Source organism: Massilia glaciei, assembly GCF_003011895.2.
Classification (GTDB): Bacteria; Pseudomonadota; Gammaproteobacteria; order Burkholderiales; family Burkholderiaceae_D; genus Telluria_A; species Telluria_A glaciei.
Map to the genome: position 1 here is coordinate 34,015 of NZ_PXWF02000240.1, position 12,864 is coordinate 46,878.

Below are 12,864 nucleotides of genomic sequence, written 5' to 3' on the forward strand. Positions count from 1 at the left end.
CGTCACGCCGCCTTGTCGTCCGGCGCGACCGGCTCCGTGGCCGGCTGCGCGCTTTGCAGCGTGGCGACATGGCCGCCGCGCAGCCACCAGAACAACACCGCCATCATGAACGGGCCGACGAACAGGCCGAGCACCCCCATCGTCGAGACCCCGCCGAGCAAGCCGAAGAGCACGGCCAGGAACGGCAGGTTGACGCGGTGGCCGATCAGCCGCGGGCGCACGAATTTGTCGACCAGAAAAAGCTCGAACGCGCCCCAGCAGAACAGGCCGAGCGCCGCGTCGGGATGGCCCTGCCCCAGCAGCAGCAGCGAGACCAGGCTGAAGGCGAGCGGGGCGCCGCCGGGAATGAGCGCGAGGTAGCCCGTGATCACCGCCAGCAGCGCCGGCGCGGGGGCGCCGGCGACGGCGTAGGCCAGGCCCAGCACCACGCCCTCGAGCAGCGCTACCGAACACAGGCCGAGCGCGGTGCCGCGCACCGACAGCGGGAACAGGTAGCGCAGCACGCTGTAGTGCGTCGGCGTGATCCGCTCGCCCGCGTGGTCGACGTACCTCACCACCGCCGGGCCGTTCAGATACAGGATGAACAGCGTCAGCAGCGCCAGGAACAGGTACAGGCCATTGGCCAGGATGACCGAGCCGAGCATGCGCACGGTGCCGGTGAGATGCGGCACGAGGTCGCCGGCGGTCGAATGGATCAACGCGTTCAGTCCGCCGGGGGCGGCGAGGTTTTCCTGCCACCATTTGAGGGCCGGTTCGGCCACCAGGGGCAGGCGCGCGATCCAGTACGGCGCCGGAATGCCGGTCTGGTTGATCTGGCCCAGCACCCGCTCGACCGTGGCGAGCTCGTTGCTAAGCGTGTTGAACAAAAAAATGGCGGGACCGACAAAACTGATCACGAGCATGGCCAGCAAGGCGCTCGCGCTGCCGATGCCCGACCAGCCGCGCCGCAGCAGCCTTTGATGCAGGGGCCAGGTGATCACGGCGAGCAGGCCGGCCCATGCGAGCGCGCCAATGAAATGCTGAAGCAAAAAAGCCAGCGCGACCGCGAACAACAACGGCAAAAGTAGGGAAATTTTGGACATGCCCAATCTTCCGAGAAAGACTGAAGGAAGTCAATGAAGCCGCTTTCAATTCTTCGTCGATGTACATCGTTGATCGCCGCCAGGCGCGCCGCCGCGATCGGGCCCGTGGCGCTCGCCGCGTTGGCGTGGCATGCCAAATCCCCGCCGGCGATGCCCCCGCCGTGGGTTTGCCCTAAGCGGCCACACCACCGCGCGCGTCGCGCTTGTAGGCCCACACCAGCAAGGCGATGCCGCCGACGATCATCGGCAGCGACAGCGCCTGCCCCGAGGTGATCGTCACGCCGGCGAAGGTTTTCTCCCAGTCCGGCACGCGGAAGAATTCGGTGAAAAAGCGCGCGCAGCCGTACAACAGGGTGAACACCGCGCCGACCGCCAGTTGTGGGCGCCGCTTGCGCGCGAACAGCCACAGGAAGACGAACACCAGCAGGCCGTCGACCAGCATCTGGTACAGCGGCGACGGATGGCGCAGGCCCTCGAGGAACACCGGCACCGGCGTGAGCGCATATTGCTTGTCGGGCCACTGCATGGCCCAGGGCAGGGCGGCGTCGGCGACGCGACCCGGCAGTTCGGCGTTGATGAAGTTGCCCAGGCGGCCCGCGGCGTAACCGAGCGGCACCAGCGGCGCGATGAAGTCGTAGACGTCGAACAGGTGGCGCTTGGCCTTGCGCGCCCACAGCGCCATGGCGACCAGCACGCCGATGAAGCCGCCGTGGAAGGACATGCCGCCCTGCCAGACCTTGGGGATCTCGAGCGGGTTGGCGAAGAAATGGGCGGGCTGGTAGAACAGCACCTCGCCGAGGCGCCCGCCGATGATCACGCCGAGCATGCCGTAGAATAACATGTCGTCGAGGTCGTCCTTGGTCCAGCCCTTGGCCGCGACGTGGGGCAGCTTGATGCGCTGGCGGCCGAGCACGATGAACAGCGCGAAGGCGAGCACGTACATGAGGCCGTACCAGTGGATCGGCCAGCCGAAAACGGTGAACGCGACCGGGTCCGGCATCGGGTGAATCAGCATGATGTGTTGTCCTTAGTAATTCGGTTGGGTGGGCCAAACACCCCCTGCGGCACCAGCCCGCTGTCGCGGCGCCCGCCAAGCCCGTTGCGCAATCCGGCGCGGGGGGGCGTGCAAGGCACGGTATTCTACGCCGGGAGGCATCGGCTTGGATACCGATTGTGGCACAAGGGCGAACCCGCGCCGGACGCCGCGCTGATCGGCGGGGGCGGCAATGGAAGTGGCGGGCCGGTCGGGCTGGTGACGGACGGGTGATTGTCAAGGCGCACCCGGGGCGTGGCGGCGGGGCACGTCTTGCCCCAAAGCCTAAGTGGACGGCGCCCTCGCGCAGGTCGAAGAGGGCGGTTCGGCCACCATCGACGCGAGGCGGGCGCGTGCCGCGGCACGCCGATTGCCCGCTTGCGCTACCGCCGGCGCTTGCTACTTCTTGCTTTTGTCAAAAGCATCCTTGACGCGCTTCTTGCGGCGCACCTCGTCTTCGTTCACGGCTTTCTTCTTGTCGAGGCCGAGCATCTTCTCGAAGAATTCGAACCACAGGAAGGCGACCAGGGCGAGGCCGGCGATGTGCCACCACGAGACTTCGCCAAAGCGCCAGATCTCGGCGAACTTTAAGCCGGAAAGGGCGAAAATGAGAATGATTAGAAACATGGATATCCTTTTAGTGCTTCCATAGTACAAAAGATTGTGATGCTCGTGGGAACTAACTTTGGCGGCGTGGCCGCACGGCGTCAACCTGTTACAACGCTGTCGCGTTTGTAACAATGAATACAGTCCCGACTTGTTTGACGCGGTTCACTATAGAATGCATCATTGCTGCACATTTTGGAGAGTCACATGAAACGTTCTTTGATGGTTTTGGCCGCGATCTCGGCCGCTTTCGCCTCGACCGGCGCGCTCGCCAACCCCGATCTGGCGAAAGCGAAAAATTGCATGTCCTGCCACGCGATCGGCACCAAATTGCTCGGTCCCGCGTTCAAGGATGTCGCGGCCAAGTATGCCGGGCAGAAAGACGCCGAGAGCAAGCTCGTGGCCAAGGTGCTCAAGGGTGGCACGGGCGTGTGGGGCCAGTTGCCGATGCCGCCGAACGCGCAACTGAGCGAGGCCGACGCGCGCGCGCTCGTCAAGTGGGTGCTGGTGCAAAAATAAGCGCCGGCGTGGGGCCGCCGGGCCCCAACACAAAGAACGAAAAAAAGCGCGCCGGACCCGGCGCGCTTTTTTTACGTCCCGCCGCCGCGGCCTTTGCAGCGGCCTTTGCCGCCTTACTGGACCACTTCCATCTTGGTCTTGGCGCCGCCCTTGTAGGTGTACAGGGTCAGCGAGCCATCCTTGATGTCGCCGAAGTTGTCGAACTGGATCATGCCGGTCACGCCCTGGTGCTTGATCTTCTGCAGCACCGGCAGGTACTTCGTCGGCTCGGCCGAGTTGGCCGTCTGCATGGCCTTGGCCATCACCATCACGGCGTCGTAGACGTACGGCGCGTAGATCTGGACGTCGGCCTTGTACTTGGCCTTGTAGCGCGAAACGAAGTCGGCCATGACCTTCTCCTGCGCGCCCTTGACGCCGCCCGCCTCGGCGCAGGTGACGCGGTTCTCGCCGATGGCGTCGCCGGCCAGCAGCGCCAGCTTGGGGGTGCAGATGCCGTCGCCGCCCATGAACTTGGCGTCGATGCCGAGCGCCTTCATTTGCTTGAGCATCGGGCCGGCCACCGAATCCATGCCGCCGAAGAAGATCAGGTCGGGCTTCTTGCCCTTGATCGAGGTCAGGATAGCGGTGAAGTCGGTCGCGTTCGGGTTGGTGAATTCCTTGCCGACGATCTGGACGGCCTTCGACTTGCCCTTGGCGCCCTTGATGAACTGGTCGGCGACGCCCTGGCCGTAGGCCGAGCGGTCGTCGATCACGGCGATCCGCTTGGCGCCCAGTTTTTCGACCGCGTAGCGGCCCAGCGTGCCGCCGAGCTTGTTGTCGTTGGCGACCACCCGGAACGCCGACTTGAAGCCCTGCTTGGTGTATTGCGGGGTCGTGGCCGACGGCGAGATCTGCGGGATGCCGGCGTCGTGGTAGACGCGCGAGGCCGGCACCGTGGTGCCCGAGTTCAGGTGGCCGATCACGCCGTTGACCTTGGCGTCGACCAGCTTCTGGGCCACGGCCGGGCCCTGCTTCGGATCGGCCGCGTCGTCCTCGAGCAGCAGTTGCAGCGTGACTTTTTTGCCGTTGAGCATGAAGCCCTTGGCGTTGAGTTCCTCGACCGCCATCTTGGCGCCGTTTTCATTATCCTTGCCCAGGTGCGCGCTGGTGCCAGAAAGCGGTGCGACGTGGCCGATCTTGATGACGGTCTGGGCGCTGGCGGCGCCGGCGAACGCCAAGGCGATGGCCAGTGGAACGAGTTTGATCCTGAGCTGCATATACATTCTCCGATGGATTGAAAACTTGCGGACGCTGGTTGGCGCCGTGTCGTAAAAATTTACGTAGTGCAGAAGTTACATTAATTTATTTGGTTCGGAAAGGCCTGCGGCCCAATTCGCCGCGCCGCCCCGCCGACCGTGCACATGATTAACGTTTGGGGATGGCGCGCGGTGCACCGGCGCGGGCGCGCGCGGCCGGTCTTGTTGTAAGCAAATGAAACGTGGACGCGGAACGCGAATCCGCCGCCGCTGCCGGCAGCGGCGCCTATTTCTGCTGCGTCTTCAGTTGCGCCAGCTCCTGCGCCACCGCGCGCGCGACCACATGCTCGATCGTGTTCTGCAGGCCGGAGCGGATCTCGGACGTCAGTCCCGTGATCGCGTGTTGCAGGACCTCGGCCATGCTGTCGCGCAGGCGCTGCTCGAGCACGAAGTCGATGCGGCCCTGCAGTTGTTGCAGGATGCGCTCGGAGAGGCGCCGTTCGAGCAGGGTCCATTCGGGATCGGACCAGCCTTCGATGGCGTTGACTTCGAGCCGGGCGCCGAGCGGGCGCGGCGGCGGCGGCGCGCCGTCGACGAGGACGGGCGGCGCGCCGCCGTCGTGCACCACCTCGGTCAGCACCGGGATATGGGAGTCGAACTGGGGTCTGTTGTTCACGATTTTCCTGCCACGAAGTGGGTCAGCGGATAGGAGTTCTTCTTGTAGGCGAGATAGCGCTGGCGTCCGGCCGCGGCGTCGTCCTCATCGGTGCTGATGATCTCGAACACGCGCCCGAAGCGCTCGAAGCCGTCCGGGATCTCGCGGCCTAGGTTGATCAGCATGTCGTGGTGCGGCAGGGCGGCGCCAAAACCGGGGTCGCCCGCGTAGCTGACCAGCAACGGCGACTGCGCCGCCAGGGCGTCGCCGGCCATCGCGTGCGGCAGGAAGTCGGTGTCGGCCAGCGTCCACAGGGCCGCGTCCAGTTCGGCGGCCTCGGCCCGGTCGCGTGCGAGCAGCACGACCCGGCCCTTGACGGCCCAGGCCTTGCGCGCGAGCCGGCATGCGTAGTTGAGCTTGTCGGGGAGGTTCGTGTGGAAATCGATCCTGGTCATCGCCGCGCTCAGAACTGGAACCCGGGCTTGGGCGGCACCGCCGGCGCCGCCGGCTTGGGCCTGCGCGCCTCGGCTGCCGCGTCGATGGCGGCCTTGGCCGCGGCCAGCTCGCTTGGGGTCGGCTTCGGCGGCGGCGGCGCCGCGGCCGCCGCTGCGGGGTTCCTGTAGGTGCGCGGCAACTGCGACTTGAGCGGGTAGTCGGCGTTCGTCAGTGCCGCGTCCCACGCGCCCGGATCGAACCCGGCCAGCTTGCTCGGCCCGACCAGCAGCAGGGGCATGGTGCCGGTGCCGCCGGCCGCGGTCATCTTGGCCTGATCCTCTACCGTGGTGACGGTTTTTTCGGAGAACGGTATGCCGCGCGCGTTGAGGTGGGTGCGTCCGGCGTCGCAGGGCGCGCAGGGCGCGGTGGTGAACAGGGTGACCGGATGGCCGCGCGCGGCCTGGGCCAATTCGTAGGGCAGCGGGGTGGCGCCCTCGACGCCCGAAAACGACTTGACCTTGAGCGCCTTGGCCTTGTCGGGCGGGGGCGTGTCGCTGAAATGGACGGTGCCCTTGGCGTCGACCCATTTGAACAACTGGGCGCTGGCGCCGCCCGCGCACAGGAGCAGGGCGGCGCCCAGTGGCAGCAATAATTGTGCTTTCTTCATAGTTTCTCCGGTGCGCAAGCGCCGATCAGGTGCCCATGCCACTGTGCCGCAACAACGCGTCGATGCTCGGTTCGCGCCCGCGGAACGCCTTAAAGGATTCGAGCGCCGGGCGCGAACCGCCCATTGCCAGAATCTCCCGCTGGAAGCGCTTGCCCGTTTGCTCGGACAGCGCGCCGCCTCCCGCCTCGACCGCCTCTTCAAAGGCGGCGTAGACGTCGGCCGACAACACCTCGGCCCATTTGTAGCTATAGTACCCGGCTGCGTACCCGCCGGCAAAAATATGTCCGAACGCGTGTTGGAAACGGTTGAACGCGGGCGGCGTCATGACGGCGAACTTGGCGCGCACGCCGTCGATCATGTCCTGCACCGATTGCGCGCTGGCCGGGTCGAAGTCGAAATGCAGGTGCATGTCGACGAGCGAGAATTCGACCTGGCGCAGCGTTTGCAGGCCCGACTGGAAGTTTTTCGCGGCCATCATCTTGTCGTAAAGCGCACGCGGCAGCGGCTGGCCCGTCCCCACGTGCGCCGTCATGTTCTGCAACACGTCCCATTCCCAGCAGAAGTTCTCCATGAACTGCGACGGCAGCTCGACCGCGTCCCACTCCACACCAGAAATGCCCGAGACCCCGATTTCGTTGACCTCGGTGAGCATATGGTGCAAACCGTGGCCGAATTCGTGGAACAAGGTTGTCACGTCATCATGCGTGAACAGGGATGGCTGGGGCACGCCGTCCTGCAGCGCCGGCGGGGTGAAGTTGCAGGTCAGGTAGGCGACCGGTGTTTGCACGGCGCCGTCGGCCCCGAGTTTGCGTCCGCGCGCGTCGTCCATCCAGGCGCCGCCGCTCTTGCCCTCGCGCGCATACAGGTCGAGGTAGAACTGGCCGACCAGCTCGCCGTCGCGCTCGATGCGGTAGAAGCGCACGTCCGGATGCCAGACCGGCGCCGTGTCGGGGCCGATCGTGACCGAGAACAGGCCCTGCACGAGGCGGAACAGGCCGTCGACGACCTTCGGCTCGGGGAAATACTCCTTGACCTCCTGCGAGGAGAACGCGTAGCGCCGCTCGCGCAGCTTTTCGGACGCGTAGGCGACGTCCCAGGCCGCCAGCTCGTCGATCCCGAGCTCGCTTTGGGCGAAGGCGCGCAATTCGGCCAGGTCCTGCTCGGCGTAGGGGCGGGCGCGGCGCGCGAGGTCCTCGAGGAAGCCGATCACGTGCTCGGGGCTCGGCGCCATCTTGGGCACGAGCGAGACCTCGGCGAAGTTGCGGTAGTCGAGCAGCTTGGCCTCCTCGTCGCGCAACTTGAGCAAACTGGCGATGTTGGCGGTGTTGTCCCATTGCTCGCGCAAGCTGAAGGCGGCGCCCAGCTCCGAGGCCTTGGTCGCGTTGGCGCGGTAGATGGTCTCGCGCAGGGCGCGGTTGGCGCCGAACTGGAGGATCGGGAAGTAGGACGGGAAGTGCAGCGTGAACAGGAAGCCGGGTTTGCCCTCCTTTTCGGCGGCGGCGCGCGCGGCCAGCTTGACGTCGTCGGGCAGGCCTGCCAGTTCGGCCTCGTCGGCGACCACGAGCTTGTAGTCGTTGGTGGCGTCGAGCACGTTTTCGGAGAAGCGCGTGGCGACGGCGGCGTGCTGTTCCTGGATCTGGGCGAAGCGCTCCTTTTTATCGGCCGACAGTTCGGCGCCGCCGAGGCGGAAGTCGCGCAGGGCGTTCTCGAGCAGCTTCTTGCGCTCGGTCGACAGTTGCGCCGCCTCGGGGCCGGCCGCGATCTGCTTGTATTTGTCGAACAGGGCTTCGTTCTGGGACAGCGCGGTCCAGAACTCGGTGACCTTGGGCTGGTTCTCGTTGTAGGCGGCGCGCAGTTCCGGGGTGTCGACCACGCTGTTGAGGTGGTTGACGATGCCCCAGGCGCGGCCCAGTTGCTCGGTGGTGTCCTCGAGCGGCACCACGAAGCCGTCCCAGCTGACATCGTCGGCGGGGGCTTCGAGTTGCCCGACCACGGCGCTGGCGCGCGCGATCAGCAGGTCGACCGCCGGGGCCACGTGCTCCGGTTTGATGGCGTCGAAACGGGGCAGGCCCGAGAAGTCTAGGAGGGGGTTGCTGGATTCAGTGTTCATGATCGTTCCCAATGTTCTTCAATCGGGGTCTGCCCCGATAGCGGAATGTTTCGATTCCACCGGGGTCTGACCCCGATAGCGGAATGTTGCAATTCCACCGGGGTCTGACCCCGGAGTGCGATAGTCGCGTGTTTCAAATTAGCCGCTTAGGGCGGTGTCGGCGGCATGCCCGGTGATTATGTGCGCTCGGCGGCTTCGACCGTGTTCATTAGGAGCATGGTGATCGTCATCGGTCCCACCCCGCCCGGCACCGGCGTGATGTGCGAGGCCACCTCGCGCACCCCCGCGAAGTCGACGTCGCCGCACAATTTGTTGTTGTCGTCGCGGTTCATGCCGACGTCGATCACGATCGCGCCCGGCTTGACCATGTCGGCCGTGAGCGTGTTGCGCCGGCCCACGGCCGCCACCACCACGTCGGCCTGGCGCGTGTACAGGCCCAGATCCGGGGTCGCGCTATGGCATATCGTGACGGTCGCGTTCGCTTGCAAGAGCAGCAGCGCCATCGGCTTGCCGACCGTGTTGCTGCGTCCGATCACGACCGCGTGCTTGCCGCGCAGGTCGGTGCCCGTGCTTTCGATCAGTTTCATGCAGCCGTACGGGGTGCAGGGACGGAAGCCCGTCAACCCCGTCATCAGCTCCCCCGCGCTGAGCACCGAATAGCCGTCCACGTCCTTGCTCGTCGAGATCGCCTCGATGACCTTGTGCGGATTGATGTGCCGCGGCAGCGGCATCTGCACCAGGATGCCGTGGATCGCCGGGTCGGCGTTGAGCGCGGCGATGCGCTCGAGCAGGGCCGCCTCGGACAGCTCGGCCTCGTATTTCTCGAGCAACGAATGGAAGCCGACGTCGGCGCAGGCCTTGACCTTGTTGCGCACATAGACCTGGCTGGCCGGGTCCTCGCCGACCAGGATCACGGCCAGGCCGGGCTGCCTGCCGCGCGCGCTCAGCGCGGCGGCGCGCTGGCCGATCTCGGCGCGCAGTTGTTGGGAGAGGAGGACACCATCGATCAGTTGTGCGGACATGATTTTGCAGTCAGGGCTGGGGAAACTAAGATTATAAGGCGCCGCCGCCGTTCCGGTCCGGATCCACACTTTTTTCCGAGTCGAAAAAAACGGATCGTTTCATAATATGGAAAGCAATATCGCAATTTGAAAAAATACTAAAGTGCTGTTAGAATCCTTCCACTAATTGAAAGTACGTCCAAACAGTTTGTCACGAAAACAATTTTAGGAGTCGTGAATAAATAAGTGTGACGATTGGGCGGCTCTGGCGGGCCGCGATGCAAGGCGCGAGAAGGAGTCATAGCGAGCTATGGCGACGACGAACAACGCAGCAGCGCGCCCGTCAGAGCCGATCCAATTGTTACAGTTATTTTTGAGCGACTCCTTAGTAACGTCCGGCAGCGATCAGGGGATCTTGGCGGGCACCAACAACAGGAGACACAACACATGTCAGCTCAACTCGACCAGTTGACGGCCCAAGCCGCCAATGATCCCGATACGCTCGAAACCAAGGAGTGGCTTGAGGCGCTCGAGGCCGTCATCGACAATGAAGGCCCGGACCGCGCGCACTACCTGATGGAGCGGCTGGTCGACCTGGCGCGCCGCCGCGGCGCCCACATCCCGTTCTCGAGCAACACCGCCTACGTCAACACGATCCCCGCCCACCTCGAGCAGCACTGCCCGGGCAACCTCGAGTTCGAAGAGCGCCTGCGCTCGTGGATGCGCTGGAACGCGATGGCGATGGTGGTCAAGGCCAACCGCGCCGACGGCGACCTGGGCGGCCACATCTCGAGCTTCGCCTCGCTGGCCAACATGCTCGGCATCGGCTTCAACCATTTCTGGCGCGCGCCGACGGCCGAGCACGGCGGCGACCTGCTCTACCTTCAGGGCCACTCCTCGCCCGGCATCTACGCCCGCGCCTTTCTCGAGGGCCGCCTGTCCGAGGACCAGTTGCTCAATTTCCGTCGCGAAGTCGACGGCAAGGGCCTGTCCTCGTACCCGCATCCGAAGCTGATGCCGACCTTCTGGCAGTTCCCGACCGTGTCGATGGGCCTGGGCCCGCTGATGGCGATCTACCAGGCGCGCTTCCTCAAGTACCTGCACGCGCGCTCGATCGCCGACACCTCGAACCGCAAGGTCTGGGTGTTCTGCGGCGACGGCGAGATGGACGAGCCGGAATCGATGGGCGCGATCGGCATGGCCGCGCGCGAGCGCCTCGACAACCTGGTGATGGTCGTCAACTGCAACCTGCAGCGCCTCGACGGCCCGGTGCGCGGCAACGGCAAGATCATCCAGGAGCTCGAAGCGGACTTCCGCGGCGCCGGCTGGAACGTGGTCAAGGTAATCTGGGGCCCGGGCTGGGACCTGCTGCTGTCGAAGGACAAGGAGGGCATCTTGCAGCGCGTGATGATGGAGACCGTCGACGGCGAGTACCAGAACTACAAGGCCAAGGACGGCGCCTACGTGCGCAAGCACTTTTTCGGCAAGCATCCGAAGCTGCTCGAGATGGTCGCCAACATGACCGACGACGACATCTGGCGCCTGACCCGCGGCGGCCACGATCCGCACAAGATCTACGCGGCCTTCAAGATCGCGCAGGAAAACGTCGGCACCCCGACCGTGCTGCTGGTGAAAACCGTCAAGGGCTTCGGCATGGGCAAGTCGGGCGAGGCGCGCAACACCGCCCACCAGACCAAGAAGCTCGACGACGAGGCCGTGCGCGAGATGCGCGACCGCTTCGGCATCCCGATCCCGGACGACAAGCTGGCCGAGATCCCGTTCTACAAGCCGGCCGACGACGCCCCCGAGATGGTGTACCTGCACGCGCGCCGCGCCGCGCTCGGCGGCTACCTGCCGCAGCGCCGTCCGCAGGCCGCCGAAACGCTGCCCGTGCCCGCGCTGTCGGCGTTCCAGAACGTGCTCGACGCGACCCCGGAGGGGCGCGAGATCTCGACCACCCAAGCCTATGTGCGCGTGATCTCGACGCTGCTGCGCGACCCGAACCTGGGCCAGCGCATCGTCCCGATCCTGGTCGACGAGTCGCGCACCTTCGGCATGGAGGGCCTGTTCCGCCAGATCGGCATCTTCAACCAGCAGGGCCAGTTGTACGAGCCGGTCGACAAGGACCAGGTCATGTACTACCGCGAGGACAAGGCCGGCCAGATCCTGCAAGAGGGGATCAACGAGGCCGGCGGCATGAGCTCGTGGATCGCCGCGGCGACCTCGTACTCGACCAACAACCGCATCATGGTCCCGTTCTACACCTTCTACTCGATGTTCGGCATGCAGCGCATCGGCGACCTGGCCTGGGCCGCCGGCGACATGCGCGCGCGCGGCTTCCTGATGGGCGGCACGGCGGGGCGCACCACGCTCAACGGCGAAGGCCTGCAGCACGAGGACGGCCACAGCCACGTGATGGCCGCGACCATCCCGAACTGCCTGCCGTACGACCCGACCTTCGGCCACGAGGTCGCCGTCATCATCCAGGACGGCCTGCGCCGCATGATCGCCGAGCAGGAGGACGTGTTCTACTACATCACCCTGATGAACGAGAACTACGAGCAGCCGGGCCTGACCCCCGGCACCGAAGCGGGCATCCTCAAGGGCATGTACCTGCTCCAGGCCGGCGCCGCCGGTCCGCAGCAGCGCGTGCAGCTGATCGGCTCGGGCACCATCCTGCGCGAGTCGATCTTCGCGGCCGAACTGCTGCTCAAGGACTGGGGCATCGCCGCCGACGTCTGGTCCGCGCCCTCGCTCACGCTGGTCGCGCGCGAAGGCCAAGACGCCGAGCGCTGGAACATGGTGCACCCGACCGACACCCCGCGGGTGCCGTACGTGACCGGCCTGATGGACCAGACCACCGGTCCGATCATTGCCACCACCGACTACATGCGCCTGTTCGCAGAACAGATCCGCGCGTTCATGCCGAAGGGCCGCACCTACAAAGTGCTGGGCACCGATGGTTTCGGACGTTCGGACAGCCGCGTCAAGCTGCGCGAGTTCTTCGAGGTCAACCGCTATTACATCACCGTGGCCGCACTCAAGTCGCTCGCCGACGAGGGCGTGATCGCCACGTCGATCGTCGCCGACGCGATTGCGAAATACGGCATCGACGCCAACAAGCCAAATCCGGTGACAGTGTAAATCTGTCAAACCGTCATTCGCGCGCGGACGCTTCGCGTGGAATGGCGGGGACCTACGCGAACCAAAAAGAACGGAGAACAATATGAGCACTGTGGAAGTCAACGTCCCGGATATCGGCGATTTCAAGGAAGTGGAAGTGATTGAGCTGATGGTCAAGCCGGGCGACACAATCAAGGTCGACCAGTCGCTGATCACGGTCGAATCGGACAAGGCCAGCATGGAGATCCCGTCGAGCCATGCCGGCGTGGTCAAGGAACTGCGCATCAAGGTCGGCGACAAGGTCAAGGAAGGCTCGCTGCTGCTGATCCTCGAGGCTTCGGACGCGGCAGCGCCGGCAGCGCCGGCGGCCGAGGCACCGGCGGCGGCACCGGCGGCGG

The 12,864-nt window shown here is 65.4% G+C and carries 12 protein-coding genes; 3 read left to right on the forward strand and 9 right to left on the reverse strand.

Going from position 1 to position 12,864, the window contains the following annotated elements:
* Positions 1 to 2: 2 nt before the first annotated feature.
* The 3 genes from C7C56_RS15400 to C7C56_RS15410 form a co-directional block, all read right to left on the reverse strand.
* Positions 3 to 1,082, reverse strand: coding sequence for an AI-2E family transporter (locus C7C56_RS15400; protein WP_229458799.1), 1,080 nt, complete (start codon positions 1,080 to 1,082; stop codon positions 3 to 5).
* A gap of 172 nt (positions 1,083 to 1,254) precedes the next feature.
* Complete coding sequence (gene lgt / locus C7C56_RS15405; RefSeq protein WP_106758258.1) at positions 1,255 to 2,097, reverse strand: prolipoprotein diacylglyceryl transferase; 843 nt, start codon at positions 2,095 to 2,097, stop codon at positions 1,255 to 1,257.
* Between the two features lie 417 nt (positions 2,098 to 2,514).
* Entirely contained in the window at positions 2,515 to 2,742 is a 228-nt protein-coding gene (locus C7C56_RS15410; protein ID WP_106758259.1) for a TIGR04438 family Trp-rich protein, read from the reverse strand.
* Positions 2,743 to 2,928: 186 nt separating this feature from the next.
* On the opposite strand from C7C56_RS15410, the gene C7C56_RS15415 reads away from it, so the two are divergent.
* Positions 2,929 to 3,240: a c-type cytochrome gene (locus tag C7C56_RS15415; protein ID WP_106758260.1), complete on the forward strand. Its 312-nt coding sequence runs from the start codon at positions 2,929 to 2,931 to the stop codon at positions 3,238 to 3,240.
* 113 nt (positions 3,241 to 3,353) lie between these two features.
* Here C7C56_RS15415 and C7C56_RS15420 read toward each other — a convergent pair whose 3' ends face one another.
* The 6 genes from C7C56_RS15420 to folD form a co-directional block, all read right to left on the reverse strand.
* A complete protein-coding gene (locus C7C56_RS15420; RefSeq protein ID WP_106758268.1) occupies positions 3,354 to 4,496 on the reverse strand; it encodes a branched-chain amino acid ABC transporter substrate-binding protein in 1,143 nt (380 codons plus the stop codon).
* 265 nt (positions 4,497 to 4,761) lie between these two features.
* On the reverse strand, positions 4,762 to 5,151 hold the full coding sequence (locus C7C56_RS15425; protein WP_106758261.1) for a DUF2486 family protein: 390 nt from the start codon (positions 5,149 to 5,151) through the stop codon (positions 4,762 to 4,764).
* Positions 5,148 to 5,585: a DNA polymerase III subunit chi gene (locus C7C56_RS15430; protein WP_106758262.1), complete on the reverse strand. Its 438-nt coding sequence runs from the start codon at positions 5,583 to 5,585 to the stop codon at positions 5,148 to 5,150. The genes C7C56_RS15425 and C7C56_RS15430 overlap by 4 nt, the downstream gene beginning before the upstream one ends.
* Positions 5,586 to 5,593: 8 nt before the next feature.
* The gene (locus C7C56_RS15435; RefSeq protein ID WP_106758263.1) at positions 5,594 to 6,232 is read right to left on the reverse strand and encodes a glutaredoxin family protein; all 639 of its coding nucleotides are present in this window, start codon (positions 6,230 to 6,232) and stop codon (positions 5,594 to 5,596) included.
* 25 nt (positions 6,233 to 6,257) lie between these two features.
* Entirely contained in the window at positions 6,258 to 8,342 is a 2,085-nt protein-coding gene (locus C7C56_RS15440) for a M3 family metallopeptidase (RefSeq protein ID WP_106758264.1), read from the reverse strand.
* 176 nt (positions 8,343 to 8,518) lie between these two features.
* The gene (gene folD, locus C7C56_RS15445; protein WP_106758265.1) at positions 8,519 to 9,364 is read right to left on the reverse strand and encodes a bifunctional methylenetetrahydrofolate dehydrogenase/methenyltetrahydrofolate cyclohydrolase FolD; all 846 of its coding nucleotides are present in this window, start codon (positions 9,362 to 9,364) and stop codon (positions 8,519 to 8,521) included.
* 426 nt (positions 9,365 to 9,790) lie between these two features.
* On the opposite strand from folD, the gene aceE reads away from it, so the two are divergent.
* Positions 9,791 to 12,487, forward strand: coding sequence for a pyruvate dehydrogenase (acetyl-transferring), homodimeric type (gene aceE, locus C7C56_RS15450; RefSeq protein ID WP_106758266.1), 2,697 nt, complete (start codon positions 9,791 to 9,793; stop codon positions 12,485 to 12,487).
* A gap of 82 nt (positions 12,488 to 12,569) precedes the next feature.
* A partial coding sequence (locus C7C56_RS15455; protein ID WP_146204501.1) for a biotin/lipoyl-containing protein occupies positions 12,570 to 12,864 on the forward strand: 295 nt, incomplete at its 3' end.